The organism is Streptomyces sp. P1-3 (assembly GCF_050613155.1).
Taxonomy (GTDB): Bacteria; Actinomycetota; Actinomycetes; order Streptomycetales; family Streptomycetaceae; genus Streptomyces.
This window is the reverse complement of the sequence record NZ_CP192512.1, coordinates 7,157,827-7,184,129: the sequence shown is the minus strand read 5'-3', so window position 1 is coordinate 7,184,129 and position 26,303 is coordinate 7,157,827. Positions and strand designations below refer to the sequence as shown.

At 71.7% G+C, this 26,303-nt stretch carries 25 protein-coding genes and 1 pseudogene; 13 read left to right on the top strand and 13 right to left on the bottom strand.

The annotated features are described in order from the left end of the window. Window positions 1-6: 6 nt before the first annotated feature. The 4 genes from ACQUSR_RS30690 to ACQUSR_RS30675 form a co-directional block, all read right to left on the bottom strand. Complete coding sequence (locus ACQUSR_RS30690; protein ID WP_431046162.1) at window positions 7-96, bottom strand: potassium-transporting ATPase subunit F; 90 nt, start codon at window positions 94-96, stop codon at window positions 7-9. A gap of 685 nt (window positions 97-781) precedes the next feature. Next, the gene (locus tag ACQUSR_RS30685) at window positions 782-1,150 is read right to left on the bottom strand and encodes a GntR family transcriptional regulator (protein WP_431046160.1); all 369 of its coding nucleotides are present in this window, start codon (window positions 1,148-1,150) and stop codon (window positions 782-784) included. 1 nt (window position 1,151) lies between these two features. Beyond that, entirely contained in the window at window positions 1,152-2,093 is a 942-nt protein-coding gene (locus ACQUSR_RS30680) for a DUF1648 domain-containing protein (protein ID WP_431046158.1), read from the bottom strand. A gap of 146 nt (window positions 2,094-2,239) precedes the next feature. Next, the gene (locus tag ACQUSR_RS30675) at window positions 2,240-2,431 is read right to left on the bottom strand and encodes a hypothetical protein (protein WP_431046156.1); all 192 of its coding nucleotides are present in this window, start codon (window positions 2,429-2,431) and stop codon (window positions 2,240-2,242) included. Between the two features lie 185 nt (window positions 2,432-2,616). Here ACQUSR_RS30675 and ACQUSR_RS30670 point away from each other — a divergent pair, with 185 nt between their 5' ends. Both ACQUSR_RS30670 and ACQUSR_RS30665 read left to right on the top strand, forming a co-directional pair. Then, window positions 2,617-3,375: a DUF72 domain-containing protein gene (locus ACQUSR_RS30670; protein WP_431046154.1), complete on the top strand. Its 759-nt coding sequence runs from the start codon at window positions 2,617-2,619 to the stop codon at window positions 3,373-3,375. A 119-nt stretch (window positions 3,376-3,494) separates the two neighbouring features. Beyond that, window positions 3,495-4,442 (top strand): ketopantoate reductase family protein, encoded by a 948-nt coding sequence (locus tag ACQUSR_RS30665; protein ID WP_431046152.1) that lies wholly within the window; start codon window positions 3,495-3,497, stop codon window positions 4,440-4,442. On the opposite strand, the gene ACQUSR_RS30660 is transcribed toward ACQUSR_RS30665, so the two are convergent. Beyond that, window positions 4,421-5,419, bottom strand: coding sequence for a CU044_5270 family protein (locus ACQUSR_RS30660; protein ID WP_431046150.1), 999 nt, complete (start codon window positions 5,417-5,419; stop codon window positions 4,421-4,423). The two genes, ACQUSR_RS30665 and ACQUSR_RS30660, sit on opposite strands and share 22 nt — an antisense overlap. Next, window positions 5,412-6,020 carry an RNA polymerase sigma factor gene (locus ACQUSR_RS30655; protein WP_431046148.1) on the bottom strand — a complete coding sequence of 203 codons (609 nt, stop codon included), beginning with the start codon at window positions 6,018-6,020 and terminating at the stop codon, window positions 5,412-5,414. Before ACQUSR_RS30655 ends, ACQUSR_RS30660 begins: the two co-directional genes overlap by 8 nt. A 95-nt stretch (window positions 6,021-6,115) precedes the next feature. Here ACQUSR_RS30655 and ctaD point away from each other — a divergent pair. From ctaD to ACQUSR_RS30620, 7 genes and pseudogenes are all read left to right on the top strand, one after another. Then, a pseudogene (gene ctaD / locus ACQUSR_RS30650) lies at window positions 6,116-7,714 on the top strand (aa3-type cytochrome oxidase subunit I); the annotation flags it as partial. A gap of 44 nt (window positions 7,715-7,758) precedes the next feature. After that, window positions 7,759-8,115 carry a hypothetical protein gene (locus tag ACQUSR_RS30645; RefSeq protein WP_431046146.1) on the top strand — a complete coding sequence of 119 codons (357 nt, stop codon included), beginning with the start codon at window positions 7,759-7,761 and terminating at the stop codon, window positions 8,113-8,115. 247 nt (window positions 8,116-8,362) lie between these two features. Then, a complete protein-coding gene (locus ACQUSR_RS30640; RefSeq protein ID WP_431046144.1) occupies window positions 8,363-10,243 on the top strand; it encodes a hypothetical protein in 1,881 nt (626 codons plus the stop codon). Window positions 10,244-10,248: 5 nt separating this feature from the next. Continuing rightward, on the top strand, window positions 10,249-11,730 hold the full coding sequence (locus ACQUSR_RS30635; RefSeq protein WP_431046142.1) for a branched-chain amino acid ABC transporter substrate-binding protein: 1,482 nt from the start codon (window positions 10,249-10,251) through the stop codon (window positions 11,728-11,730). Between the two features lie 48 nt (window positions 11,731-11,778). Next, entirely contained in the window at window positions 11,779-12,252 is a 474-nt protein-coding gene (locus ACQUSR_RS30630) for an NUDIX domain-containing protein (protein WP_431046140.1), read from the top strand. A 271-nt stretch (window positions 12,253-12,523) separates the two neighbouring features. After that, window positions 12,524-13,486, top strand: a complete 963-nt coding sequence (locus ACQUSR_RS30625; RefSeq protein ID WP_431046138.1) for a hypothetical protein — start codon at window positions 12,524-12,526, stop codon at window positions 13,484-13,486. A gap of 147 nt (window positions 13,487-13,633) precedes the next feature. Continuing rightward, window positions 13,634-14,017 (top strand): GNAT family N-acetyltransferase, encoded by a 384-nt coding sequence (locus ACQUSR_RS30620; RefSeq protein ID WP_431046136.1) that lies wholly within the window; start codon window positions 13,634-13,636, stop codon window positions 14,015-14,017. 1 nt (window position 14,018) lies between these two features. Here the strand turns inward: ACQUSR_RS30620 and ACQUSR_RS30615 are convergent, their stop codons facing one another. Beyond that, on the bottom strand, window positions 14,019-15,029 hold the full coding sequence (locus tag ACQUSR_RS30615; RefSeq protein ID WP_431046134.1) for a helix-turn-helix transcriptional regulator: 1,011 nt from the start codon (window positions 15,027-15,029) through the stop codon (window positions 14,019-14,021). 61 nt (window positions 15,030-15,090) lie between these two features. Between ACQUSR_RS30615 and ACQUSR_RS30610 the strand changes: the two genes are divergently transcribed. Continuing rightward, on the top strand, window positions 15,091-16,635 hold the full coding sequence (locus ACQUSR_RS30610; protein ID WP_431046132.1) for an MFS transporter: 1,545 nt from the start codon (window positions 15,091-15,093) through the stop codon (window positions 16,633-16,635). A gap of 88 nt (window positions 16,636-16,723) precedes the next feature. Here the strand turns inward: ACQUSR_RS30610 and ACQUSR_RS30605 are convergent, their stop codons facing one another. Next, entirely contained in the window at window positions 16,724-17,770 is a 1,047-nt protein-coding gene (locus tag ACQUSR_RS30605) for a methyltransferase (protein ID WP_431046130.1), read from the bottom strand. Window positions 17,771-18,236: 466 nt separating this feature from the next. Between ACQUSR_RS30605 and ACQUSR_RS30600 the strand changes: the two genes are divergently transcribed. Beyond that, a complete protein-coding gene (locus ACQUSR_RS30600; protein ID WP_431046128.1) occupies window positions 18,237-18,407 on the top strand; it encodes a hypothetical protein in 171 nt (56 codons plus the stop codon). Window positions 18,408-18,440: 33 nt separating this feature from the next. Here the strand turns inward: ACQUSR_RS30600 and istB are convergent, their stop codons facing one another. Beyond that, the gene (gene istB, locus ACQUSR_RS30595; RefSeq protein ID WP_431046126.1) at window positions 18,441-19,739 is read right to left on the bottom strand and encodes an IS21-like element helper ATPase IstB; all 1,299 of its coding nucleotides are present in this window, start codon (window positions 19,737-19,739) and stop codon (window positions 18,441-18,443) included. 314 nt (window positions 19,740-20,053) lie between these two features. Between istB and ACQUSR_RS30590 the strand changes: the two genes are divergently transcribed. Beyond that, window positions 20,054-21,505: a DHA2 family efflux MFS transporter permease subunit gene (locus ACQUSR_RS30590; protein ID WP_431046124.1), complete on the top strand. Its 1,452-nt coding sequence runs from the start codon at window positions 20,054-20,056 to the stop codon at window positions 21,503-21,505. A gap of 93 nt (window positions 21,506-21,598) precedes the next feature. Here the strand turns inward: ACQUSR_RS30590 and ACQUSR_RS30585 are convergent, their stop codons facing one another. Together ACQUSR_RS30585 and ACQUSR_RS30580 are read right to left on the bottom strand one after the other, a co-directional pair. Beyond that, window positions 21,599-22,720, bottom strand: coding sequence for a CapA family protein (locus ACQUSR_RS30585; protein WP_431046122.1), 1,122 nt, complete (start codon window positions 22,718-22,720; stop codon window positions 21,599-21,601). A 116-nt stretch (window positions 22,721-22,836) separates the two neighbouring features. Next, the gene (locus tag ACQUSR_RS30580; RefSeq protein ID WP_431046120.1) at window positions 22,837-23,634 is read right to left on the bottom strand and encodes a VOC family protein; all 798 of its coding nucleotides are present in this window, start codon (window positions 23,632-23,634) and stop codon (window positions 22,837-22,839) included. Between the two features lie 187 nt (window positions 23,635-23,821). Between ACQUSR_RS30580 and ACQUSR_RS30575 the strand changes: the two genes are divergently transcribed. Continuing rightward, window positions 23,822-24,610 carry a class I SAM-dependent methyltransferase gene (locus tag ACQUSR_RS30575; RefSeq protein WP_431046118.1) on the top strand — a complete coding sequence of 263 codons (789 nt, stop codon included), beginning with the start codon at window positions 23,822-23,824 and terminating at the stop codon, window positions 24,608-24,610. A 16-nt stretch (window positions 24,611-24,626) separates the two neighbouring features. Here ACQUSR_RS30575 and ACQUSR_RS30570 read toward each other — a convergent pair whose 3' ends face one another. Then, a complete protein-coding gene (locus tag ACQUSR_RS30570) occupies window positions 24,627-25,181 on the bottom strand; it encodes an EF-hand domain-containing protein (protein WP_431046116.1) in 555 nt (184 codons plus the stop codon). Window positions 25,182-25,318: 137 nt separating this feature from the next. Beyond that, window positions 25,319-26,266, bottom strand: coding sequence for a terpene synthase family protein (locus ACQUSR_RS30565; protein WP_431046114.1), 948 nt, complete (start codon window positions 26,264-26,266; stop codon window positions 25,319-25,321). Between the last annotated feature and the right edge of the window lie 37 nt (window positions 26,267-26,303).

The window sequence follows — 26,303 nt, the reverse complement described above, 5'->3', positions numbered from 1 at the left end:
CGGCCGTCAGAGCTTCTCCGGGAAGATCCGCGCCAGCACCAGGTATCCGAGCAGGCAGACAGCGATGATGACGCCGACGATGTTCTCTTGGGACATGACACCACCCGAGGGAGAGGGCTTGATGAGCCCACGGTGAGGGTTCCGGACGGCGGCGCGGTCGCGCGAGGCATGAACGCCGGCCACCCCAAAGCGAACGTGGCGACTCGGCTCATGCGGCCGGTGTTGACGCTTCCCTGGCGAGAGTTCTCCCATCGTTGACGCATCGCTGACGCTTCATTGACGTCCGGCGGCCGGGTGGGGCGTGCGCTGCGTGGCCAGTCCCCCATGGCGAAGCTGTCCGGCGGCGGCATGGTGGACGGCCTCCTCCGGCGGCCCCCTGTGGCTGACAGAAAGCCGTCAAGGAGTCCCGGGCTTCCGTAAGGGCCACGTCAACGCAGCAGGTCGAAGGCTCGCTCATGAGGGAATCTTGCCCACGGGGGACGGGCGGCCGTCCGTGGCGCGAGGTTGGAGGGCGAGCCGATGGCCAGAGGCCATCATTCGCCGGTACCGGTCCGCGGAGTCAGAGGGGCGTGGGGGCCCGGCTGTCCGCGGCGACGCGGCAGAGTACGGCCGTACCGATGGGGGAAGCCCGGCGTCTGACGGAGCGCCGCCCAGAGGGGGGACCGGAATCCGGTCGGCGTGGGTGGTGGCGGCTCGAGCCGCCGCCACCCACGGGTGCTCCCTCGCGAGCGCCACGGGTGCTCCTCGGCGAGACCGTCAGGCCCCGGAACCGGCCCCGGGATCAGGGCATGCCTTCCTGGGCCAGTGACACGCGGAGCAGACTGATCACTTCCTCGTCGTGGAGGCCGAGGCGCCGGGCCTGGGCGACGAGCTCGCGGGTGTGCTCCACCAACCGGGCGCGCCCGGAGGGCTGTACGCCGGTGACCACCGCGCCACGGCCCCGGCGGAGGTCGACCAGGCCCTCCTCGCGCAGACGCTGATAGCCGCGCAGCACCGTGTGCATGTTGACGTCCAAGGACTCGGCGAGCTGCCGGGCCGGAGGCAGGCGTTCACCGCCGCGGACCTCGCCGTCGGCGATGGCCTGGCGTACGCAGCCCGCGATCTGCTCGCTGAGCGACCGCGGCGAGGCGGGGTCGAGGCGGAACAGCATCTCAGCCCTCCCCGGTCGCCCGTTCGCGGGCGGCGAGCGCGTTCAGCAGGGCGGCGGCGGTGTGCGCGTCGTCCACCGTGACGACGAACTCGCTGCCATGGGCGAGCCGCATCGAGAGCGCGCCGCCAGACCGCAGGATCACCCCGCCGGCGCCCGGGCGCACCCGGTAGCCCCAGCCTCCGAAGTCGCGCAGCGCGCGGACCTCGCGCGCGGTCGCCTCCTCGATGCGCTCCAGGGGTACGGTCATCCGGGGGCGGGGCAGCAGCAGCGGGGCGACGGTGACGCCCCGCCGGTCCACGGTCACCCGCGCACCGGTCAGCAGGGCCATGGGAACACCGCCGCCCAGCAGGGCGAATCCCGGCCCCCAGCTGACGGCGAGGCCGATCGCCGCACCGGCGGCGGCGATCGCCACACCGGCCGGCGGGAGCACCCGTGAGCCGACGGTGCGCGTCCAGGTGACCACCTCGCCCTCGGCCAGCGCCAGGCGGGGCGCCGCCGGGGACGGCGCCGGTACCGAACCGGACGGACGCGGGTCCGCCCCGGCCAGCAGCCACCCCAGCCCGCCACCCGCGGCGGCCGCGGCGAGGACCACCGCCATCAGCCAGCCGGGCAGCGTGGCCACCGCCGCGCCATCGGCCGCGGCGTTCGCCCATGCCGTCGCGCCGAAGGCCGTGGCGAGCAGCGCCGCGACGGCGCATCCCGACGCGGCCAGAACGCGCTGCGCGCTCGGCGCCGTGCGGCTGGCATACGTCAACACGCCGAAGACGACCCCCGCGCCCAGCAGCACTCCCAGCACCGTGCCGAGGAATCCGTCCCGCCCGCTGAAGCCGTCCGCGCCGCCGTCGGCACTGAAGTGCGTGGCCACGGGATCCGGCAAGCGGTCCCGCAGCGCCGCGAACGCCACCAGCGCGGCAACAGCGGCGAGCCCGAACGGAAGTGACACCACAAGGGTCCGGCGACGGCTCGTCGGACGCGTCGAGTCACGCAACGCAACCACCCCCCACTTGTTCGCATATCACTAGAACAATATACCTGCGATGCGAGCCGTGCCGAGAGCGGTTTCCCGCGCCACCGCCTCGCCGCCGTGGGCTACCGGGCGTCGAAGGGGTTCAGCGCGTCGGCCATCCAACTGACGGGCCCCTTGATGAGGTGCTGCGGCGGGAAGGTGAGGGACACGCTGTTGACGCACACGTCGCCATTGCACGGGACGGCGCTCGCCGGGGAGGCGGCGAGCCCCAGCAGCGCGGTGGCTCCGAGGGCGAGGACGGCGATACGGCGCATGGCACAGCCTTTCAGTTCGGGAGTTTCCAGGCGGATTTCGGGTGGTTCGACTGCACACGGTCTCTCGGCGGGCGGCCCCGGCCAAGCCAGAACCGCCCCAACCCGCCGTATGGACATGCGATCATCACTCGAATGACCGGCGTGGAGTTGCCCGGCGGCGCCGTCGCGTGCGATGAGATCGAGGCATGGTCGTCCTCATCGGAACGTCGGGATGGCAGTACAAGGACTGGCGCGGCGTCCTCTACCCGTCCGGCTGCCCCCAGCGGCTGTGGCTGGAGGAGTACGCGCGGCACTTCGCGACCCTGGAGAGCAACAACGCCTTCTACAGGCTCCCCACGACCGAGCAGTTCGCCGCCTGGCGGGACCGCACCCCCGACGGATTCGTCATGGCGGTCAAGGCCAGCCGGTACCTGACGCACATCAAGCGGCTGCACGACCCCGAGGAGCCCGTGGACCGGCTCATGTCGCACGCCTCCGGCCTCAACGACCGCCTGGGCCCCGTCCTGCTCCAGCTTCCGCCGAACCTGCGCGTGGACACCGGCTTGTTGGACGCCTGCCTGGGCTGCTTCCCGGCCACGGCGCGCGTGGCCGTCGAGCCCCGCCACGACTCCTGGTGGACGGCGGAGGTCCGGGAGCTGCTGGAGCGGCACGGTGCCGCACTGTGCTGGGCGGACCGGGGCTCCCGCCCCGTCGCACCGCTATGGCGGACGACCTCGTGGGGGTATCTGCGCTTCCACGGCGGAGCCGCCCGGCCGTCGCCCCGCTACGGCCGCCAGGCGCTCGGCCGCTGGGCCCAACGGGTGCACGACACCTGGCCGGACAGCGCCGAGGTCTACGCGTACTTCAACAACGACCTGGGCGGCGCCGCCGTCCACGACGCCGCAGCCTTCGCCAAGGCCGTGTCGTCACTGGGGCGCGAGGCGACCCGCACACCGGACGCGTGAGCCCATGAACCTGACCCCCAAGCCACTCCTTGGGGATTTACCAGAAAATCCTAGGATTGACTTAACTCTCCGCGCATTGTGATCATCTGATCGATCGACAGTTGAGCGGGAGGAATTCAATGACCGGGACACATCCATGGACCGTGGCGGTGCTCGGCCCCGGCGGCGTGGGCGGGCTGCTGGCCGCCCTGCTGGCCCGTGCCGGACATCGCGTGATCTGCCTCGCGGGTGAGGAGACGGCCGCGACGCTGCGCCGGGACGGCATCCGCGTGCGCAGCTCGGCCTTCGGCGGCTTCACCGCGCGGGTCGAGGCGGACACGGAGCTGCGCGAGCCCGCCGACGCGTGCCTGGTCACCGTCAAGCACACGGCTCTGGCCGCGGCGCTGGAGCGGGTGCCGCCCGCCGCGCTGGGCGGCGGTCTCGTCGTACCGCTCCTGAACGGCATCGAGCACCCGGCCCTCCTGCGCCGCCGCTACCGCCCGGAACAGATGGCGCCGGGCGTGATCCGCGTCGAGTCGACCCGCGTCGCCCCGGGCGTCATCGAGCACGGCAGCCCCTTCGCCGAAGTCGACCTGGCCGGCGCCGCGGTGGACGGGGACCGCCTCGACGCCCTGGCCGAGGTGCTCACCGCCGCCGGTGTGCCCACCCGGGTCCGGGACGACGAGGCCGCCGCGCTGTGGGCGAAGATGGCCTTTCTCGCTCCCATGGCGCTGCTCACCACGCGGTACGGGCTGACCGTGGGCGCCGTGCGCGAGGAGCGGCGCGCGGAGTTGCTGGCGGTGGTCGAGGAGACCGCCGCGGTGAGCGGCGCCGCCGGCTGCCCGGTCGACACCGCCGCCATCCTGCGGCGGTTCGACTCCTTCCCCGCGGACACCAGGTCGTCGATGCAACGGGACGCCGAAGCGGGCCGCCCGCTGGAGGTGGACGCGATCGGCGGCGCCCTGCTCCGGGCCGCCGAGCGGCACGGTGTGGCGGTGCCCGTCGCCGCCGGGCTGGTGGCGGAGTTGAGCCGCCGCGCGACGCCGTCATCGGGTACCGCCGCCGGTCAGGACAGCCACGCCTCGTAGGACATCACGTCTCCGGCCTTGACCTGGAACTCGTCGAGGTCCTTGGTGAAGGTGACCTCGATGCCAAGGACCCGCCCGTCGTGCGGGTCGAGGATCACCATGTGCCGGGTCCCGTTCGAGAAGCCGTCCGGCCCGTCGTAGACGTACGCCTGCCCCGGCCGGCCCATGCGGTCGGTGACCATACCGACGCCGCGGAGGCCACCGGTGTCGGCCAGCAGCTCGGAGATGGCGGCGTTCTCGCGGGGACCCGGCGTCCACTGCTGAAGCATCGAGGAGATCGCTTGCAGCAGCTGGGGCGGCTTGTCGCCGGCGCCTCCCCACAGGTCCGACAGATAGGAGCGCAACTTCCCGGGGTCGTACGGCGGTTCGAGGCCGGAGAGGCCGTCGTGGCCGCCGCCGGTCCCCGGCGGGTACGACTTGCGCTGGAGCACCTTGGCGTCGTCGACGGTGCGCCACTTGCCGCCGGCGTCGACGACGGTTCGGCCCGGGTGTTCCGGGTCGGTGGCCACGACCAGCTCCGAGCCGCTTCCGTCGGCGTTCCAGCGCGTGACACGCTCCTCCGGGAGCGTGACCGGCCGCACGGCGTCGGGGCCGGTCTCCATGCTCATGTACCACGCCTGGAGATGGCTGCCCCGGCGCGGACCCGCCGTGCTGCCCCGCGCCAGCTCCTTCGCCCGGCGGGCGATCTCGTCGAGCGGTACGGCCTGGGAGCCGGCCCGCGGTACGAGCGCGACCGGGGCGGCGGCCGCGGGGGCCGTGGTGGCGCCGGAGAAGGCGAGGGTGAGGACGGCGACCGTGGCGACGGCCGCGGCGGCGACGCCCAGCGCGAGCCGCCGCGCTCGTCCCGGCCGCCGCCCGCCGTGCAGCAGGCGGTTCAGGCGCCGCTCCGCCCAGCTGTCCAGGGGCCGGTCGCGCCAGAGGCCTTCGTCCGCCGTGACGGGGTTGGCCCGCCGGAGCAGTTCGAGTTCGTCAGTCATCGCCGCGGTTCCTCTGCTGTGCCGGGACGGCGCCGCTCGCCGCCGCCCTGTCCGTCGCCGCTCCCGTGGTGGCGGCCGCCGGCACGGCGGGCGTCCGTGCCGGGCGCATACGGTCTATCTGCGCGCGCAGGCGCCGGCGGGCCCGGTGCAGCCGCATGGCCGCCGCGCCGCGGCCGCACCCCAGGGCCACGGCGAGCTCGCCGACGTCCAGCTCCTCCCAGCTCGTCAGGCGCAGGATCTCCTGGTCCACGGCCGAGAGCCGGGTCAGGGCCTCGTGCACCCAGGCGCCGGGGCGTTCCGCGTCGGGACTGTGCACGATCTGGGCACCGTGCGTCGCCTCGTGGTGGCCGATTCTGTGCAGCAGCCGCCGGTAGCGGCCCTGGCCCCGGACGGTGTTGGCCAGGCAGTTCCGCGCCACGCCGTACAGCCACGGCAGCGGCGCCTCGGGGAGTTCGCCCCTGCGCCGCCACGCCACGGCGAAGACCTCCGCGACCACTTCCTCGACCTCGTACGTCTGGCCGTCCAACCGCCGGGCCACATAGCGGCTCACCGCCCAGTAGTGCGCGCGATAGGCATCGGCGAATGCGTCGTCCGTGCTCATGTCCCGCCTGTGTCCGGCAACGCCCCGGGCATCACACCCCGGCCCTGTGATCTTTCCCGTGTGACGGCGCGCGGGGGGCCGGACACGTACAGGGCATGAGGATCACGCATGACCGCCGCCCCGCGGCGGTGCGGTGGCTGACCACCACCGACCACAAGACGATCGGCACGCTGTATCTGGTCACGTCGTTCGGGTTCTTCCTGTTCGGCGGTGTGCTGGCGCTGTTCATGCGCGCCGAGCTGGCCCGGCCCGGCACGCAGATCATGTCGAACGAGCAGTTCAACCAGGCGTTCACCATGCATGGCACGATCATGCTGCTGATGTTCGCCACCCCGCTGTTCGCGGGCTTCGCGAACTGGATCATGCCGCTCCAGATCGGCGCCCCCGACGTGGCCTTCCCGCGGCTGAACATGCTGGCGTACTGGCTGTACCTCCTGGGGTCGCTGATCGTGGTGGCGGGCTTCCTGACCCCGCAAGGGGCCGCCGACTTCGGCTGGTTCGCGTACGCGCCGCTGTCGGACTCCGTCCGGTCGCCGGGTGTGGGCGCCGACATGTGGATCATGGGTCTGGCGTTCTCGGGCTTCGGTACGATCCTGGGCTCGGTCAACTTCATCACCACGATCATCTGCATGCGCGCTCCGGGCATGACGATGTTCCGGATGCCGATCTTCACCTGGAACGTGCTGCTGACCGGTGTGCTGGTGCTGCTGGCCTTCCCGGTGCTGGCCGCCGCGCTGTTCGCGCTGGAGGCGGACCGGAAGTTCGGGGCGCACATCTTCGACGCGGCCAACGGCGGGGCGCTGCTGTGGCAGCACCTGTTCTGGTTCTTCGGGCATCCCGAGGTGTACATCATCGCGCTGCCGTTCTTCGGCATCATCTCCGAGGTCATCCCGGTCTTCTCGCGCAAGCCGATGTTCGGTTACGGCGGTCTGGTCGCGGCGACGATCGCGATCGCGGGTCTGTCGGTGACGGTGTGGGCGCACCACATGTACGTCACCGGTGGTGTGCTGCTGCCGTTCTTCTCGTTCATGACGTTCCTGATCGCGGTCCCGACCGGTGTGAAGTTCTTCAACTGGATCGGCACCATGTGGAAGGGGTCGTTGAGCTTCGAGACGCCGATGCTGTGGGCCGTCGGCTTCCTGATCACCTTCACCTTCGGTGGTCTGACCGGTGTCATCCTGGCCTCGCCGCCGATGGACTTCCACGTCTCGGACTCGTACTTCGTGGTGGCGCACTTCCACTACGTCATCTTCGGCACCGTGGTCTTCGCGATGTTCTCCGGCTTCCACTTCTGGTGGCCGAAGTTCACCGGCAAGATGCTGGACGAGCGACTCGGCAAGATCACCTTCTGGACGCTGTTCATCGGCTTCCACGGCACCTTCCTCGTCCAGCACTGGATCGGCGCCGAGGGCATGGTGCGCCGCGTCCCCGACTATCTCGCGGCAGACGGCGTCACCACGCTGAACACCGTCTCCACGATCGCCTCGTTCCTGCTCGGTCTGTCGTTCCTGCCGTTCTTCTACAACGTCTGGAAGACGGCCAAGTACGGCAAGAAGGTCGAGGTCGACGACCCGTGGGGCTACGGCCGCTCGCTGGAGTGGGCGACCTCCTGCCCGCCGCCGCGGCACAACTTCACCGCCCTCCCCCGGATCCGCTCCGAATCCCCGGCGTTCGACCTGCACCACCCCGAGATCGGGCTGCCCGCCGCCGAACCCGCCCAGGAGAAGGGGGCGCTGGTGTGAACACCGCCGACACGAACACAGCCGGGACGGTCAACGACATCGAGGGCTTCCTCCTCTGGGAGGCGGAGAAGCGTACGGCGCACAGCCGCGCCCGCGCCTTCGGCTCCCGGATGCCGTGGCTGACCGACTCCCAGCGCCAGGAGGTGGAACGGCTCTACGCCCAGGACCATCTGGACGCGTCGAGGGGATTCCTGGAGCGCGTGGCCGCCCGCGGCGGCGAGCTGCGTGCCGAGTACGAACACCGCTACCGCGCGCTGCGCTGCCGCCTCCTCGCCGCGGCCCTGTTCGGCGCGGCGGCGGTGGCGGCGGTGGCGGCGGTGGCGGCGGTGGCCATGGTGGTGACAGTGCCGTAGGGGCATGCCGAGTACCCCTGCCCGCGGGCTTTTTTCCGGGCAACCCGGCGAAAATCAGCGGCATTTGGCGTGCAAGGTCAGCGGACGCGGGGCATTCTTGCTGTCACTGAAAGAGAGTCAGGCCACATGTAGCACCGGGGGGCGCGGCGTGACGGAGTCCGGGTCGGGTATGGGCCTCAGAGGCCGTGACGGGATCATCTCCCTCGTCGGCCAGTGCCTCGCGCAGCCCCCCGCCAGGGAACGCCCCGTGATCACGCTCCTCGGGCCGCGGGGCAGCGGGGCCAGCGAGGCGCACAGCGCTCTCATGGAGGCGTTCGGCGCCGAGCACCCGTTCGCGTACGTGAGCTTCGGGGGCGAGCAGTCGGTGCTGCCGCGCTATGCCCTGGCCCTGCTCGCGCGGCAGCTGGAGCGCAAGCTGCCGCGGTACCGGCGCTCCCACTTCCCGCGGCTCACGCTCGGGCTGCTCGCCTCCGACCACGAGCTGCGGATGACCAGCCTGGCCGACGGGCGGCGCGGCATCCGCCAGGAGCTGGACCGCTTCCAAGCGGAGAACGAGGCCCGCCACGGCGACTACCTCGCCGCCTTCTTCGAGGTGGCGGGGGGCGCCGTGGGGGCTCCGGACGGCGCGTCGACGGCGGCCCTGGCGCTGCTGCGGGACGCCGTGCGGCACGGCCGCCGCCGACTGCCCGGCCGGAAGTCCACGGGCAACGCGGCGTGGTACGGCGGCCACCCGCTCACCCGGAGCCAGGACCCCTGGGACGCGCTGGTGGAGCTCAACCTCTGGCGGCACGAGGGCGACGAGAACGACCAGGACCGGCTGGACCGGGTGCTCTTCTCGGCCTTCATGGAGGATCTGCGCCAGAACGCGGGCCGCTCGTTCATGCCACGCTCGTACCTGCTGCTGCTCGACAACTCCCATACGGAACGCGGCCGCCGCTTCCTCGACCTGCTGATACGCGCCCGGCGCGACGACGCCCTCGCGCCGGGCACCGCCTGCGACCCGCTGACGGTCGTCGCGAGCGCCAACCGCTGGCTCCCCCGCTGGGGCCCGGCCACGGGCGACCAGTGGCCCTGGCGGTTACGCGGCCCGGACCGGGCCTCCCTGGAGGACTGGCGCGAGCACCGGCCCGGCCGCGACAGCGACGACACCTGGTGGTATCCGCTGCGGCTGCGCGACCTCACCCTCGACGAGGTGCGCGTCCGTATCGAGCTGGAGCTGCACGACCACCCCGGTCTCGCCCCGTTCACGCGGCTCGCCCCGTTCGTGCACCGGCTGACCGGCGGCCTGCCCCGGGCCGTACGCCAGGTGCTGGACGTCCTTCGGCAGCCCGGTACGCCGGTGGAGGACGGGCCGGACCAGGACCGATGGCTGCGTGCGCTGCCCACCCGGACGGCGCACGAGGATGAGGACGCCCGCGCCCTCATCCAGGCGGCCCTGGACCATCTGCTGCGGGGATTCTCCGACGCCGAGCGGGATTCGCTGGCCGAATGCGCCGCCGCGCGCGACCTGTCCATCGGCACCCGGGTGCTCAGCCGCGGTGACGCGCTGTTCAGCGAGGCCCGCGCGCGCTGGCTGCTCAGTCCGGGGACGGTGACGCCGACCCTCCACCCGTGGCTGCGACGGCTGCTGCTGTGGCGGCTGGCGGAGCGCCCGGGTGACTGGGACACGGTGCACGAGCTGCTCGCCGAGCACTTCGCGGCCGAGCGGCGCCTGGTCCAGGAGATGTACCACCGGCTGGCCACCGGGCAGGTCGAGGCGGTGACCGGCCATCTGGTCGAGCGCTTCCCGGCGGTTCCGGCGACGCAGTGGATCAGCGAGTTCAACGCGATCACCTCGGCGCCCAACCGGTTCCGGAGCGACGGCACCCCCCTCGACCTGCTCGCCGGGCTCTCGCCGGACGACCCGCGGGGCTCGGTCACCAACGAGTCGGTCATCCGCGACCTGGTCCTGACGCGATGGGTGTGGAGCGATCCGCTCGCCGACCCCGGGATGCGGCTGAACAACCTGATCGCCGACGGGTTCAACCAGCTGTCACGCATTCGGAGGAGCGACATCGTGGCCCTGTTCAACGAGGCGGAGCGCTATCGCCACTGGCGCCATCCGCTGACGTCCACCAGTGAGGGATGAGCCCGATGCCCAGACTCGAATGGCCGCTGCACATCGTGCGCCGCGTCGTGATCGCCGCCGTCGTCCTCACCCTGCTCGCGGTGGCCGTACCGCTGACCATGGACTGGATCGAGGACACCCGGTCGCGGTGCGCGGACGGCGTGGTGAAGAAGGGCGAGGCCGACGAGTGCGTCGGGGTCACCGACGGCTCGTACAGCTTCGACGACCACCTCGACGCCGTCATCGAGAAGATCAAGGAAGAGAACGACCGGGTCGCCGCCAACGCCGACGAGGAGCCGTACGTCAGCGTCGCGTACATGACGTCCTTCACCCTCACCGACGACGACAGCAACTCCGATGAGTCGGTCCGGCACGAGCTGGAGGGCGCCTACCTCGCGCAGTACCGGCACAATCGCGGCGACCTGCCCGCCTCCCCCAAGATCCGGCTGCTGATCGCCAACCCGGGCTCCCGCGCGGGCCAGTGGGAGCACACCGTCGAGGAGCTGGCCAAGCGGAAGGACTCCGACGACAGGCTGGTGGCCGTCGCCGGACTGGGGCCCAGTACGGACCGCACCCTCGCCGCCCTGAAGCGGCTGTCGGAACACGGCCTCGCGATGGTCGCCAGCTCCATGACGGCGACCAACATCCGCGACATCAACGGCTTCGTACGGGTCGCGCCCACCAACGTCGACGAGGCGCGCGCCGCCTCCGCGTACCTGAAGCGGGAGAAGGTCCGCACGGCGGTCGTCGTCCAGGACGTCGCCGACCACAACCTGTACGCCAGGACGCTGGGCGACGCGTTCACCGAGGCGTTCCCGGACAAGGACGGCGGCCACCGGCTGGTCGCGGAGCGGCTGACCTTCGACTCCTCGGTGCGCAGCGCCTGGGAGAACGAGCTGCGCTTCATCCCCGGGCAGCTCTGCCAGAGGAAGCCCGAGGTGGTCTACTTCGCGGGCCGCGGGCAGCACCTGACCCACTTCCTCGACGCGATCGCCAACCGCACCTGCCAGGAGGAGAAGTTCACCGTCATCACCGGCGACGACACCACGAACCTCACCGCGAAGCAGCTCGCGTACGCCGCGCGGACCGGGGTGCGGGTGCTCTATACGGGCCTGGCCCACCCCGACATGTGGCGCGGGGCCCCGCACAGCGTCTCCGCCCCTTCCGCGAAGCACTTCCAGGAGGGCGGCACCCTGGACCGCTGGTTCCCGAACGACCCCCGCTACGACGGCGGCGCCATCGTGGCCCACGACTCCGTCCTCACCGCCGCCCAGGGCGTCAGGATGGCCGCCCGCTGGGAGGGCGAAGTGACCGGCGAGGCGGTGGCCCGTATGTTCCACCAGATGGACGGCGATCAGCAGGTGCCGGGGGCGAGCGGCTTCATCGCGTTCCAGAACAACGGCAACCCCCGCGACAAGGCGGTCCCGATCCTGAGTCTCGACTCACGCGGCCGGGCGGCGTTCGTCGAGTTGTCCGCCGCCGACGGCGCACCGCCGCAGGGCGGGTGACGCGGGTCCCGAGCCGCGGGGAACGCCGGCGCGCCGCACACTGGCAGGGTGACGGCAAGACAGAGTGCCGGGGTCCTGCTGTACCGCCGGACGGGCCCGGACACCGAGGTGCTCCTCGGCCACATGGGCGGGCCCTTCTGGGCCCGGAAGGACGCGCGCGCGTGGTCGCTGCCCAAGGGCGAGTACCAGCCTGACCAGGAGGAACCGGAAGCCGCGGCGCGGCGCGAGTTCGCCGAGGAACTCGGGCTGCCGCCACCGGCCGGCGACTGGGCGGCGCTCGGGTCGGTCCGGCAGACCGGCGGGAAGGTGGTGACCGTCTGGGCCGTGGAAGGGGATCTGGACCCCCGACTGGTGGTCCCCGGCACCTTCGAACTGGAGTGGCCGCCGCGCTCCGGCCGGCTCCAGCGGTTCCCGGAGCTCGACAGGGTCGCCTGGTGGGGCCTCGACCAGGCCAGGGAGAAGATCGTGGCCAAGCAGCAGGTCTTCCTCGACCGCCTCGGCGAACTCCTGGCGAGCGGCTGAGGACGTCCCTCCGCGCAAGATTGGCCAACCGACATATCACCTGCGTGCCCGAATAGGCCGACTTGTAGGGCAGCGCTGGGCGCACCGGTCACCGACCCGCTCGGGGCGCGGGCCGCCGACCTGCGCGAAGGGCTCTCCCGGCGGGGTCACCGCACTGTCAACCCCTATTTCGGGGGATATCGGCATCTTCGCGGCCGCGGCTAGCTTCGCTGCCCGTCCGGATCCGCTCGTCCCGACGCCGTGTCAGGGGACCGAGGAGAGAGGCAGGTTGATGAGAAGCAGAAGAGATGTACTGAGGGCGGCGACGGCCGCGGCGGGCGCCGCCGCGGCCGTCGCCGTGGGGAGCGGCACGGCCGCCGCCTCGTCCAGGACTCCGGCGCCGGCACCGAGACGGGTGCTGAGTTCCGTGGGGACACGGCTCAACACGTTCCGGGACGCGTCGGGCAAGGTGACCGTGTCGGTGTTCTCGCATCACGGAAACCCCGCCCAGCAGCACTGGATCAACGAGACCATACTCGTCGGCGACGGCGACATGATCGCCATCGGCGGCGGCGCCAGGGCGACGAACACCGGCAACGGCGCGCTGCTGACCGCGTCGCATCCCACCGACGACCTGTCGGGCTGGACCGTCTGCTCGAAGGACCACATCGACCCCCAGCCGCATGAGCTGGAGTCCTATGTCATCGGTCTGAAGATCGCCGGGATGAGCCGCGACCAGCTGCTGCGGTCGGTGTACGTCTCGCGCGCGGACAGCGGCGTGGCCCCGCATCCGGAGGCCGAGGCCGGAATCCCGTCGTCGAACGACTACGTCCTCGTTGGCGGCGGGTTCCGGGTGGACTGGCACGGGTCCGGCAACCTCGGCACCGCCTCCTTCCCCGCCACGGAGACCTCCTGGAAGGCGCGGTCGAAGGACCACATCGTCTCCGACCCGGCCAACATCCGCGCGTTCTCCATCGCGCTGCGGCGCCGCCTCCCGGTCGGCACCGTCCTGAACAGCTTCTCCCGGGCCGACTCCGGCCAGTCCGCGCACCCGGCCGCGGTGGCATCGGTGGCGCAGGGGTACGCGCTGACGGGCGGCGGCGCCGAGGTGCACTACCGCGGGGCGGGCAACCTGCTGTGGCGGCTCGAACCGTCGACCACCCAGACGCCGAGCTTCAGCGCGGCCTCCAAGGACCACCACATCTCGGATCCGGCCACGATCACGGCCTGGGCACTGGGCATCCGCATCGTGTGACGCGACGCCCCGCACTGCGCCATGCCCCAAGGGAGGGTGGGGCATGGCGCAGGTCTCCTATCGCCCCGTATGACGGATTCACCAGGCGTCAGGAGCTATTTCCGCATGTACGTTGAGTGCGGGGGTCTCGGGCCATACGGTTGCCGCATGCAGTGGAGGATCTGGCGCCTCGCAGCTCGCAGCCCGGCCGTGCGCATCCAGCACAGCCGGTCGCACCCGTCCGGCGGCCACCACACGGTCGTCATGCGGGACGGCAGGGACCGCGCCGTCGGCCGCCTGGACTACCAGCTGTGCCACGCATGCCGGACGGGGCGCGTCGAGCAGATCTCCGTCGCCCTCGCCTGGCAGCGCCAGGGACTGGCACGCGAGGCGATCCATGAGGCGCTGGCACGCGGCCCCGGGTACCACTGGGTCACGTCGCGTCAGTCGCGGGAAGGCCGGTTATTCTTCGCCGCCATGGCCCTTGAGACGGGCGCGGCCTTCACCAGACGCGGCAAACGCTGCCCGCACATGCACGGACGGACGGGGTAGCTCAGTCATCCGCTCCAGGGGCCGCGTGACCGTCCTCCGGTGCGGCGGCCGCGCGGCGGAGCCGGGCGCCCAGGGTGCGGAGGTGGTGGACCAGCGCCTCGGGCTCGTGCACGCGGAACTCGCAGTCGACCAGAGCCAGCCGCAGCGCCAGCCACTCCAGGGAGTCCGCGGCCGTGGTGCGCAGGCGGCAGGCCCGTTCGCCGGTCGGTTCCGGGGTGCCCAGCGACGCGGGCAGGCGGGCGGCCACGAAGGACGCGGGCGCCTCGAAGGTGACGTCCAGCCGGTGCCTGGGTTGGAGCCGGGACAGCGAGCGGGTCATGAACTCCGCCGCGCCCCCGGCGGGCAGCTCCCGCGGGGTGAACCGCGCCCCCGTCGCGAACACCTCGCTGACCCGGTCGACCCGGAAGGTGCGCCAGTCGTCGCGGTCCAGGTCGTACGCCACGAGGTACCAGCGCCGACCGGTCGACACCAGCCGATGCGGCTCCGCCTGCCGGCGGCTCTCCGTACCGTCGCCCGAGCGGTAGCCGAAGCGCAGCCGCTCGTGGCCGGTGGCCGCCGAAGCCATCACCGTCAGCGTGTGCGGGTCCACGGTCGCGGCGTCCCCGCCGCCTCCCATCACCAGCGGCACGGTCGCCGCCTGAAGGCTGGAGACGCGGTGCCGCAGCCGCGAAGGCAGTACCTGCTCCAGCTTGGCGAGGGCCCGTACGGACGCCTCTTCGACGCCCTCGACGGCGTGTCCGGCACCCGCCCGCAGCCCGACGGCGATCGCCACCGCCTCCTCGTCGTCGAGGACCAGCGGCGGCATGGCCTTGCCCGCGACCAGGCGGTAGCCGCCGTCGGCGCCCATCGTGGCCTGTACCGGGTATCCGAGTTCGCGCAGGCGCTCGATATCGCGCCGTACGGTGCGCCTGCTGACGCCCAGCCGGGCGGCGAGCTCGCCGCCCGGCCACTCGCGCGGGGTCTGGAGCAGGGAGAGCAGGGTGAGCAGCCGTGCCGGTGTGGTGTCCGTCATGTCTTCAGGATGCCGTCCATGTGGGACAGAAGCTGACCTATATGAGGTCTAGGTTCACCGTATGACTTCAGCAGCACCTCAGGAACCCGCTCAGGCGGCCTCTCCGAACGACCGCCGCCGCTGGTTCGCGCTCGCCATCGTGATGACCGCGGCCTTCATGGACCTGGTCGACGTCACGATCGTCAACATCGCCGTCCCGAGCATCAAGCAGGACACCGGCGCCTCGCTGAGCGCGATCCAGTGGATCACCGCCGGATACGCCCTCGCCTTCGCGGCCGGGCTGATCACGGGCGGCCGCCTCGGCGACATCCACGGCCGCAAGCGGCTCTTCCTGATCGGGATCGGTGGCTTCACCGTCGCCTCCGCGCTCTGCGGCGTCGCCCCGAACCCGGAGGTGCTCGTCGCCGCCCGGCTCCTCCAGGGGGCCATGGCCTCGCTGATGGTGCCGCAGGTCCTCTCGATCGTGCACGCCACCTTCCCCGCGCATGAGCGCGGCAAGGTCTTCGGCCTGTTCGGCGCGGTCGTCGGGCTCGGCGCGGTGTCCGGACCGATGCTGGGGGCGCTGCTCACGCAGTGGAACCTCTTCGGCCTCGAATGGCGGCCGATCTTCCTGATCAACCTGCCGGTCGGCGTGCTGGGCCTGCTGCTGGGCCGCAAGTACATCACCGAGTCCAAGGCACCCATGGCGCTGCGGCTGGATCTCGTCGGCGTCGCGCTCGTCACGCTCGGCCTGCTGATGCTGATCTACCCGCTCACCCGCGGCCATGAGCTGGACTGGCCGCTGTGGGGGTACGCGTCGATGGCGGGCAGCCTCGTCGTCCTCGGGGTGTTCGTGGCGTACGAGCGGCGCAAGGCGCGCAAGGACGGCTCGCCGCTGGTCGAGCTCAGCCTGTTCCGCGTCAAGAGCTTCGCCGCCGGTATCGCGGTGCAGCTGACGTTCGGCGTCGCGTGCGGCATCTTCTTCCTGGTCTGGACGCTGTACATGCAGATGGGGCTCGGCTGGAGCGCGCTGCGGGCCGGTCTGACCGGTATCCCGTTCTCCCTCGCCGTGTCGGCCGCGGCAGGTATGTCCGTACAGAAGCTGGTACCGCGCTTCGGCCGGAAGGTGCTCCAGGGCGGTGCGCTGACGATGGCCGCGGGTCTGCTGCTCTACATATGGGAGGCAGGGCGGTACGGCACGGACATCGCCTCCTGGCAGATGGCGCTCCCGCTGGTCGTGATGGGCACGGGCATGGGTCTGATCGTCGCGCCGCTGACGGACGCGGTGCTGTCGGAGGTGCCGCGTGAGCACGCCGGCTCGGCGTCCGGGCTCATCAACACCACCATGCAGATGGGCAACGCGCTCGGGCTCGGCCTGGTGTCGGTGGTCTTCTTCGGGGCGATCGGCGATGAGCAGCTGTCCGCCGCGCCGGGCACGGCGGGCCAGGCGTTCACGGACGCGTTCCAGCAGTCCTTGTGGTGGGTGGTCGGCGTCCTGGCGGCCATCTTCGCCGTGATGTTCGCGCTGCCGGCCCGCCCCAAGCAGCACATCGAGGGCGCGGACGCCGGGCCGGCGGCGGAGGCGCCGGGCGTCGACGCCGTGCGGGAGCCGGTGCCGGCCCCCTGACGTACTGCCCCGGCGCCAACGCGCCCGTGCGCGAGGCGGCTTCGCCTCGCGCACGGGCGCGCCGGCACGTCGCGGGCCGGTACGGGCGTCAGACGGGCCGGGCCTCGATCAGGCAGTACGGGTTGCCCTCGGCCAGCGGCGTGACGGAGGCGACCGCCAGGCCCGAACGTCCGCACAGCTCCTCGAACTCGGCGCGGGTGCGTTCCCGGCCGCCCAGGTTCACCAGCATGTTGAGGTCGCTGAGATAGGGCAGGCCGCCGTAGCCGGTGTCGGCCGTCTCGGGCAGCACCACCTCGACGATCAGGACCCGGCCGTGGTCCGGCAGTGCCCGGCGGCAGTGGCCGAGGATGACGGCCGACTGCTCGTCGCTCCAGTCGTGCAGCACGCTCTTGAGCAGGTGGGCGTCGGCGCCCTCGGGCGCGGCGGCGAAGAAGTCGCCGGCCACCAGGGCGCAGCGGCCGGTGAGCCCGTCCCGGTCCAGTACCGGGTCGGCCTGGGCCAGCCCCTCGGCGGTGTCGTAGACGATGCCGCGCACGTCCGGGTACGCCCTCAGGACGGCGGCGAGCAGGGTGCCGTCGCCGCCGCCCACATCGGCCACGGTGGTGAAGCGGCCGAAATCGCAGGCTTCGGGGAGGAGTTCGGCGACGCCTCGGGTGCCCTGGCTCATCGCCTCGTTGAACTGCTCCGACAGCGCCTGGTGGTCTTTGAGGTAGCCGAAGAAGTCCGTGCCGAAGACCTTGTCGAAGGAGCGCTCGCCGGTGCGGACGCTGTCGTCCAGGTGCTCCCAGGCGCGAAGCATCGCCGGGTCGGCGAACAGGCCGACCAACGACGCCTTGGAGTCAGGCCGGTCGGTGCGCAGCAGGGCGCCGGTCGCGGTGGCGGAGAACGCGCCGGAGGCTGTCTCGGCGAGCAGTCCGAGCCCGGCCAGCGCGCGCAGCATCCTGGTCGTGGCCTGGGGATGCGTGCCGCACTCCGCCGCGAGGTCGTCCGCATGCCGTTCGCCGTCGCCGATGCGGTCGAGTACCCGCAGGCGTACGGCGGCGCCCATCAGTTGACCCGCCATGGCCCCGAATATCAGCTGGATCACTCGTGCGTGGTCCTCGGCGCCCGGCGTCCGTTGCCCGGTCTCAGCCATCGTGTTCCCCTTCCCGATCCCGCGTAGGTTAGGTAACCCTAAGTCCACTCGGCCGGGGTCGCCGCGGGGACCGTCGGCTTCAGGCCACGGCGCGGCGAACCGCTTGGCGGGTGCGTGCAGTTGCCCCGCCCCCCGTCCCGGGAATTCTTAGACCGAGCGGGGGAATTCGCGTCAACGACGCGCGCCGCCATGGGATTGCGTGTTCCAGCAGCCCATCATGCTGTTATTCCCGCATGCTCGGGAATGCCCCGGTCAGGAATTCCGCTGGTCCACGCGAGGACACAGCGAGCAGTCGGCACAGCGCCGGGCGGCCCTCCGCCTCGTAACGCGCTCACAGGTTCATCCAGTTCCCCCCAGCGTCTTCTCCCTTGCCCCGCCCTTGCCTTCCGGCCTTCCCGGCGGACAGCCGCCGCCGGGAAGCCCCCGCAACGCACCGGCCGGGCCTGCCTCGTGAAGGAGACCGCCCATGACCGTCACCGGCCCCACCTCGACTTCGCACCGCCGCCGCCCCGTCCGTGACCGTCTCCGCTGCGCCGACGGCGATCGCGGTGGGCGCCTGCCCCTGATCGGCGAGATCGCCGCCGCGGTCGTCTCCGGCGCGGTACGCGCCCTCGTGGCCTGGCTGCTGGATGCCTGACACCGGGCCCAGGCCCGAGCCCGGGCCCCGTGCTCAGCGGGCGTTGACGGAGGGCGAGAGGACGGGGTCGGGCGCGGCGCCGCGGCCCCGGGTGCGGTAGCTGTCGCCCTGGAGATGGATGATCTCGGCGTGGTGGGCCAGGCGGTCGATCATGGCGGAGGTGACGGCGTTGTCGCCGAAGACCTCGGGCCAGCGGTCCAGATGCTTGTCGCTGGTGACGATCAGCGAGGCTCGCTCGTAGCGGTGGGAGACGAGCCGGAAGAAGAGGTTGGCCGTCTCGGCGTCGAAGGGGACGTAGCCGATCTCGTCGACGACCAGCAGTGCGTAGTCGTCCAGCCTGGCCAGTTCCCCGGCCAGGCGGCCCGCGTCGCGGGCCTCGCTCAGCCGGGCCGCCCACTCGGTGGCGGTGGCGAACAGCACGTCGTGTCCGGCCTGGCAGGCGCGCAGGCCCAGCGCGGTGGCCAGATGCGTCTTGCCGGTGCCGGGCGGGCCGACGAGGAGCAGGTTCTCCCTGGCCGTGACGAAGTCCAGCGCCCCCAGCCGGGCGACGGACTCCCGGTCGAGGGACCGCTGATGGCCGTGGTCGAACTCCTGCAGCGTCTTACGGGCGGGGAACCCCGCGGCGCGGATGCGGGACTCGGCGCCGGGGGCCTCCTGGGCGACGGCGAGATCCTCGGACCCGGCGGGCAGGGCCGCCGGGTGCTGGGCCGGAATCAGTGCGGCGAGGGCGCGGGCACGGCCGAGGCCCTCCGTGACGTCCGCATCTCCCATGCGGCTCCGTCCGGCGTGGCTCGTGGCGCCGCGCATGTCCATGGGGCCGGTCATGTACGCGAGGATCGCGGCGGAGGCGATGAACGCCATGTGGATCACCGTTCCCCACTGCAGGGAGTGCCGGGAGGTGTGGTCGACGTCGACGAACATCTGGAGCAGGTGGACCGAGGAGATGCCCACGATGGCGGTGGCGAGCTTGACCTTCAGCACGTTGGAGTTGACGTGCGAGAGCCACTCGGGCTGGTCCCGGTGCCCCTGGAGGCCGATACGGGAGACGAACGTCTCGTAGCCGCCGACGATCACCATGATCAGCAGGTTGGCGATCATCACCACGTCGACGAGCTTGAGGACGGCGAGCATGACGTGGGTCTCGTCGGCGTGACCGCTGACGACATGCTGGACCAGGTGCCACAGTTCGGAGAAGAACTTGAAGACGTACACGCCTTGTGCGGCCACCAGCCCGAAGTACAGCGGGGCTTGGAGCCATCGGGTGGCGAACAGCGCGTATCCGAGCGAGGGAGCGGAATAGCTCCTCAGGTCCGTCTTGGGCGACGTGGGCATGTCGTAACCAGGCAACGGCATCTCCAGGGGGGTGGCGTGACAGCGGACGCTCCGCCATTGTCGGGTCTGTCCGTTGAAAGTCTGAATTCACAACACCCTTTGGAGGGAATAGGAGTTCAGTACGAAAAGGTGACCAAGGGTGACGGGTGCACGGACCGGCACCGGACTGACACCGGACCGGCACCGGACCGCTTGACTTAAACCTTGGTTCATGTCGGAACCTCGTGGCACGGCGGGAACACGAGCCCCGCCCCACCACCGCGGTGCCCCTCGGTCCACCGCGGTCCACCGGTCACCGAAAGTCGAGGCTCCCCATGCCCCATACGCCAACCTCCGCCGCGCCGAAGGTCGCGGCCCTGGCCTCCGTCGTCACCCTCGGCTCCATCATGTCGGTGCTGGACGTGACCGTGGTGAACGTCGCCATGCACCCGCTGGCCGAGCACTTCGACGCGCCCCTCTCCACCATCCAGTGGGTGGCCTCCGGCTACTCCCTGGCCCTGGCCGCCGTGATCCCCGTGACGGCGTGGGCGATCCACCGCTTCGGCACCAAGCGGGTCTACATGACGGCCCTGATCCTTTTCGTCCTCGGCTCCCTCCTGGCCGGACTGGCCTGGTCGGCCGAGTCGCTGGTGGCGTTCCGGGTGGTCCAGGGGCTGGGCGGCGGCATGATCACGCCGACCGGCATGACGATCATGATGCGCGCCGCCACCCCGCAGACCATGGGCCGCATCATGAGCATCATGGGCATCCCGATTCTCATCGGGCCCCTCGCAGGCCCCATCCTGGGCGGCTGGCTGGTGGACTCCTTCTCCTGGCGGTGGATGTTCACCATCAACGTCCCTGTCGGGATCGCCGCGTTCCTCCTGGCCGCCCGGATCTTCCCGCGGACGCAAGGAGCGCCCGGCCGGCGGCTGGACATCCCCGGACTGCTGATGCTCTCCCCGGGCCTGGCCGGATTCATCTACGGGGTGTCAACCGGCGCCGAGCGCCGCGACTTCGGCTCGCTCGACGCGCTGCTCCCGGCGCTGCTGGGCGCCGCCCTGGTCGTGGGCTTCGTCGTGCGGGCCCAGCGGTCCCCGCACCCGCTGATCGACCTGCGGCTGTACCGCGACAAGGCCTTCGCGGCCGGTGCGGCGACCCTGTTCCTGTTCGTCGTCGGCTACTTCGGCAGCATGCTGCTGCTCCCGATGTACTTCCAGATCGTCCGTGGCGAGTCCGTCGTCGCCTCCGGGCTGATGGGTGCCCCCTTGGCGCTCGCCGCCGGCGTGACCATGCAGTTCTCCGGACGGCTGTCGGACCGGGTGTCCCCGCGGATGCTCGTCACCTCCGGCATCACCCTGGCGGCGCTCGGAGTGGCGCTGCTCAGCCTGCACCTGGCCGAAGCCGCCGCGTACTGGCGGCTGGCCGGCTCACTGGCCGTCATGGGGATCGGCGTGGGGCTGACCATGATGCCGACGATGGCCGCCGCCACGCGTGGCCTGTCCCCGGACGACGCCCCGTCGGCGTCGACGGCGCTCCAGATCACCTCCCAGGCGGGGGCCTCGATCGGCATCGCGTTCTTCTCGGTCATGCTCTCCGTCAACGGCAGCGGCGGCGCCACCGTGCCCACCCGCGCCGAGCCGTTCGCCGAGACCTACCTGTGGGCCGTTGCGCTCATGCTCCTCGCCCTCCTCCCGGCGCTCCGCCTGCCCCGCCGCCGCACCCCGGCCGCGGCGGCCGCGGTGGTCAAGTCGCCCGCCGAGGACCGTACGGCGGCCCATGTCTGACCGGTGACACGCCTGATCGGCGCCCGGATCGCGCGGCCAACCCGGCCGCGCGGCCGGGCGCCGTCCCGTTCCTGCCGGGCGCCGTCCCGTTCCTCAGGCCTCTCCCGGCCGCAGCAGCGTGAGCGTGCCGTCCGGCTCGGAGCCGACGCGCGTGCCGAAGCCTCGGCCGACCCGGTCCAGCACCGCCCGCAGCCACCCGGCGTCCTCGCCCGAGGCGCGCCACAGCCGCATCCGGCGGGCCTGCAGGACGACGATCCGCAGCCGGTCGAGCCTGCCGGTGCCGGTCTCCACCGAGGCGAGGTACAGCGGCCGCAGGTCGTCCCGGTACTGCGCGTAGCCGCGGATGCCCTCGTAGTCGTCGACGAAGTCGCCGCAGCCGTAGAGGATCAGCTTTCCCCCGTACACCTCCAGGGGGCGGGCGTGGTGCGAGGAGTGTCCGTGCACGACGTCCACCCCGCCGTCGATCAGCCGGTGCGCGAAGCGGACCTGGTCGCGGGGGATGTCGTAGCCCCAGTTGGAACCCCAGTGGACGGAGACGACCGCCACGTCGCCGGGCAGCTTTGTCTCCCGTACCCGGTCGGCCACGGCGCTCGCGGCGGCGTCCGACGCCTCGGCCACGAAGTCGACCCCGCCGCGGTCGTCCGTCGCCGCCCAGCGCCGCGGGATGCCGCTGGACGGCAGTCCGACGGAGAACACCAGCACCCGCCGGCCGCCGCCGACGGGGACGACGGCGGGGCGCCGCGCCCGGTCGGCGTCCCGTCCCGCGCCCGCCGTGCGCAGCCCCGCGGCGGCCAGGGTGTCGAGGGTCTCCTCCAGACCGGGGTGGCCGAAGTCCAGGACGTGGTTGTTGGCCAGGACGCAGACGTCGGGCCGCGCGGCGGCCAGGCACGGCACGTTGTCGGGGTGCATCCGGTAGTGGATGCCCTTGCCCGGCGCGAAGGTGTCGGTCCGCGTGACGCTGGTCTCCAGGTTGATCACCCGGGCCTCGGGGGCGGCCTCGTCGAGTACCCGCAGCGCGTCGCCCCACGGCCAGGCGAAGTCGACCGGGCGCGGAATCGGCCCGTTCACCGCTTCCGCCAGCTCGACATAGACGCGGGCGTCCTTGACCCAGCCCTCCCGCAGCGCCGGGTCGCCGGGATGCGGAAGGATCTGGTCGACGCCGCGGCCGAGCATCACGTCGCCGCAGAGGGACAACGTGACCAGGTCACCTCGCACTCCCCCAGGCTAGGACCGTATCTCCGGATGCCCAACCTCATCTCCGGATGCCCGACCGAGGTGCCCCGGCCGTTCCGGCCGAACGTGCCCGGGGGGCCTCAAGGCGCTCAAGGCGCTCAGGGCTCGTCGATCATGGCTGGCACGTCCCCCTCCGTCGTGCTCATGTCGATCACGGAGAACGCCGCTCCCTGCGGGTCGGACAGCGCCGCGAACCGCCCGAACGGGGTGACCAGCGGCCCGAAGCGCAGGATCCCGCCGCGCTCGGCCGCCCTGGCCACCGCCGCGTCGCAGTCCTCGACGCCGAAGTACACCTGGATGTACGACGGGATCTCGGGCGGGAACTCGTCCGTCATCGTCATGCGCCCGAGGACGGGGTCGCCGCCGAGGTTGAAGACCTTGTAGTCGATGGCGTCGTCCGCCATGCGCTGGACGCGGAAGGGGAAGACGGCGGGGAAGAAGGCGTCCGGCTTGCCGGGATCGCGGGTGAAGACCTCGGCCCAGCAGTACGCGCCCGGCCCACCGCGCTTCTCGAAACCCTCGTGGGTGCCTGCCTGCCAGACACCGAAGACCGCGCCGCTGGGCTCTCGGGCGAGCAGCATCGAGCCGAACTCGCCGACCCGCATCGGCTCCATCACCAGCTCACCGCCGTTCTCGCGGATCTTCCCGGCGGTGGCGGTGACATCGGGCGACGCGAAGTACAGGCACCAGGCCGACTGGCCTTCGCTGCCGGGCATCGGGGGGACGACGGCGGCGACGGCCTTGCCGTCGGAGTACGCCTGTGTGTAGCCGCCGTACTCCGAGGCGCTCTCGCCGAAGGTCCAGCCCAGCACGTGCCCGTAGAAGCTCTTCGCACCCTCCACGTCACTGAACATCGCGTCGGCCCAGCACGGGGTGCCTTCAGGTGGTGCGGCCATGGCTCCGCTCCCTCCTGCTCGGTGGGTGGATGGTCCTGGCCTTCACGCTAGTCAGTCGCCAACCACCCCGCGCGGCGGCGGGGCGGCCGGTACACGGCGGCGACGCCCGGGCTGCGGCCCCGACCGCGCCCGGTTACGCTCCCCCGAGGGGGGCGCCCGTACCCGCTCCGAGCCACGGAGAGCCGCGATGCCCGACATATCAGCGCCGAGGCCGCACCGGGACCGCACCGGCCTCGCGCACAAGGCCCGCTACGCGGTACGGCACCCCCGGCGGATTCCCGCCCATCTGCGGCGGGCGGCGCGGGACGCCTGGCTGCGCACCAGGCACCGCGACCACATCGCCTACTACCGGGCCGTCATGGCGTCGGACACGGCGCGGAGCCCCGACGCGGCGGTGGGGAGCGCGTCGGCGGAGCGGTGGCTGGCACTCGGCCGGATGCAGTTCGACTACCTCACCGAGCACGGGCTCACCCCGCAGGACCGGATGCTGGAGATCGGGTGCGGCAACCTCCGGGCGGGCTGGCGGTTCATCGACTACCTCCAGCCGGGCCACTACTACGGGATCGACATCTCCCCCGACATCCTGCTCGAAGCCCATCGGACCCTCGTGGGCCGCGGCCTGCGGGACAAGCTGCCGTATCTGGCGCTCACCACCGATCTGACGCTGGACTTCCTGCCCAGCGGACGGTTCACGGTGGTCCACGCGCACAGCGTCTTCTCGCACTCCCCACTCGACGTCATCGACGAGTGCCTGGCCCATGTCGGCCGGGTCCTGGCACCCGGAGGGTTCTTCGACTTCACCTTCGACCGCACGGAGGGCAACGAACACCACGTGCTCCGCGAGGACTTCTACTACCGCACCGAGACGCTGCTGGAACTGGCCCGCGGACACGGCCTCGCCGCCCGCTTCATGGAGGACTGGGAACAGCGTCCGCACGGTCAGTCCAAGATCCGGGTCACGCACGGGCCGGGGTGACACGGGACGGATCGCTTCAGAGCGGACCGAAGAGCCAGTTCCCTGGGGTCTGCGGCTCCTCGCTGGTGTAGTACTCCTCGACCGCGCGGTGGATGTCGCTGCGGCTCAGCATGCCGTCGCCGTCGGTGTCGAGCCGGGTGAACGCCTCCGCGAGGCTGTCGGGGAACAGGGCCAGGGTCTTGGCGTACATGGTGATGAAGTCGTCGAGGCTGATGCGCCCGTCTCTGTCGCTGTCGCAGATGTCCAGCCATGCCTCCAGCATCTGGTTCATGCGGCCGAGGAACCCGTCACGGTCGGCGTCCACGGCTCTGCGTACGCCGGAGCGGAACTCCTCGCGGTCGATCGCCTCGGTGCCGTCGGTGCCCATGTTCTTCAGGTCGGCCTCCCACAGCGCGGCGAAGGCGCGCTGGAGGCGTTCGACGGGGCCCTTGGCGTCCACGTCGAAGGCTCCGCCCAGCCTGCCGGCCAGCACCAGCAGATCCTGTTCCTCCAACTTCCCGTCGCCGTCGGCGTCGAGCATGTCGAACGAGCGGTCGAGCTTGATGTCGAGAACGTTCTCGTCGTCGGTCATGTGCCTCACCTTGGAACGGGGTCGGTCGGCCGGATCCGGATCTGCGGGGATTTCCGTCGCAGAACCTCATTAGGTTGCGGTTGTGAACTACCCGTCCCGGTTTACCTCGTACGCCCCACGAACGAGGGAATCCCCGACTACCGGTCCGCGGCGGGGTGGTGGTAGCGACGGGTGTTCGACGTCCACGCGTACACGCCGGTGATGAGGTCGGCCGTGCCGTCCAGATACGGCCGGGCGGCCGGGTGGGCTGCCGCGAGCCGGGCGCGCGACTCCGCGCTGTCCCGCAGCGACCGGTGCACCCGGTCGCGGACGGCCGCGATCGCCTCGTCCCGCCGCAGGCCACACCGGGCCTGGAGGATCCGCACCATGTTGAACGGCTGGGCCTGGCGTTCCTCGCGTTCGAGCGAGAAGAGGTCGTTGATGTAGGTCGCGGCGTCCGCCGTGTCCGCGCGCAGGCGCTGGAGGAGCGGGTCCTCGACGAGCGCCGGGGGCAGCTCGCCTCCGGTCACGCGCTCCAGCATGTTCATGAAGGGGTACAGGCAGCTGGAGTGACGGCGCAGCCGGATGCCCTCCTCGACGGTGGGCAGGGTCCCCGCCTCGCGGTGGGTCGCCTCCTGGACGAACGTGCCGAGGCAGTCCTCCCATTCCCGGGCCGCGCGGGCCCGCCATGTCCGGGTCATGTCGTGAGCCTGCCGGTGCCACAGGTCCCGCCATGCCCGCTCCAGCACGGTCCGCGCCCCACCGGTGGAGGGCCCGCTCGCGCCGTCGACGCGCAGTACGGCGGTGAGCGGGGCGACGAGGGCGCGTGCGGCGGCGGACGACCGGCCGGCCGGTCCGTCGAACAGGTCGTCCACGACGGTGAACCAGCTCAGGATGTCCACCAGCAGGTCGAGGTCGGGACCCTCGGCGTGCGGATACGAGGAGACGATCAGCCGCGGCAGGTCGAAGGACAGGTGCCGGCGCAGCTCTTCCTCGCCGGCGAGGAGCCGGTGCCGCGCGATCCAGGCGGCGTTCTTCCGCGCGGCGTGCGGCGTTCCGGCGCTCGGCGGCACGGCAGGCAGGGGGAGGTCGAGGCGCTGTCCCACGGTGTTTTCCTGAATGGCTGGCGTATCGCGTCGCTGA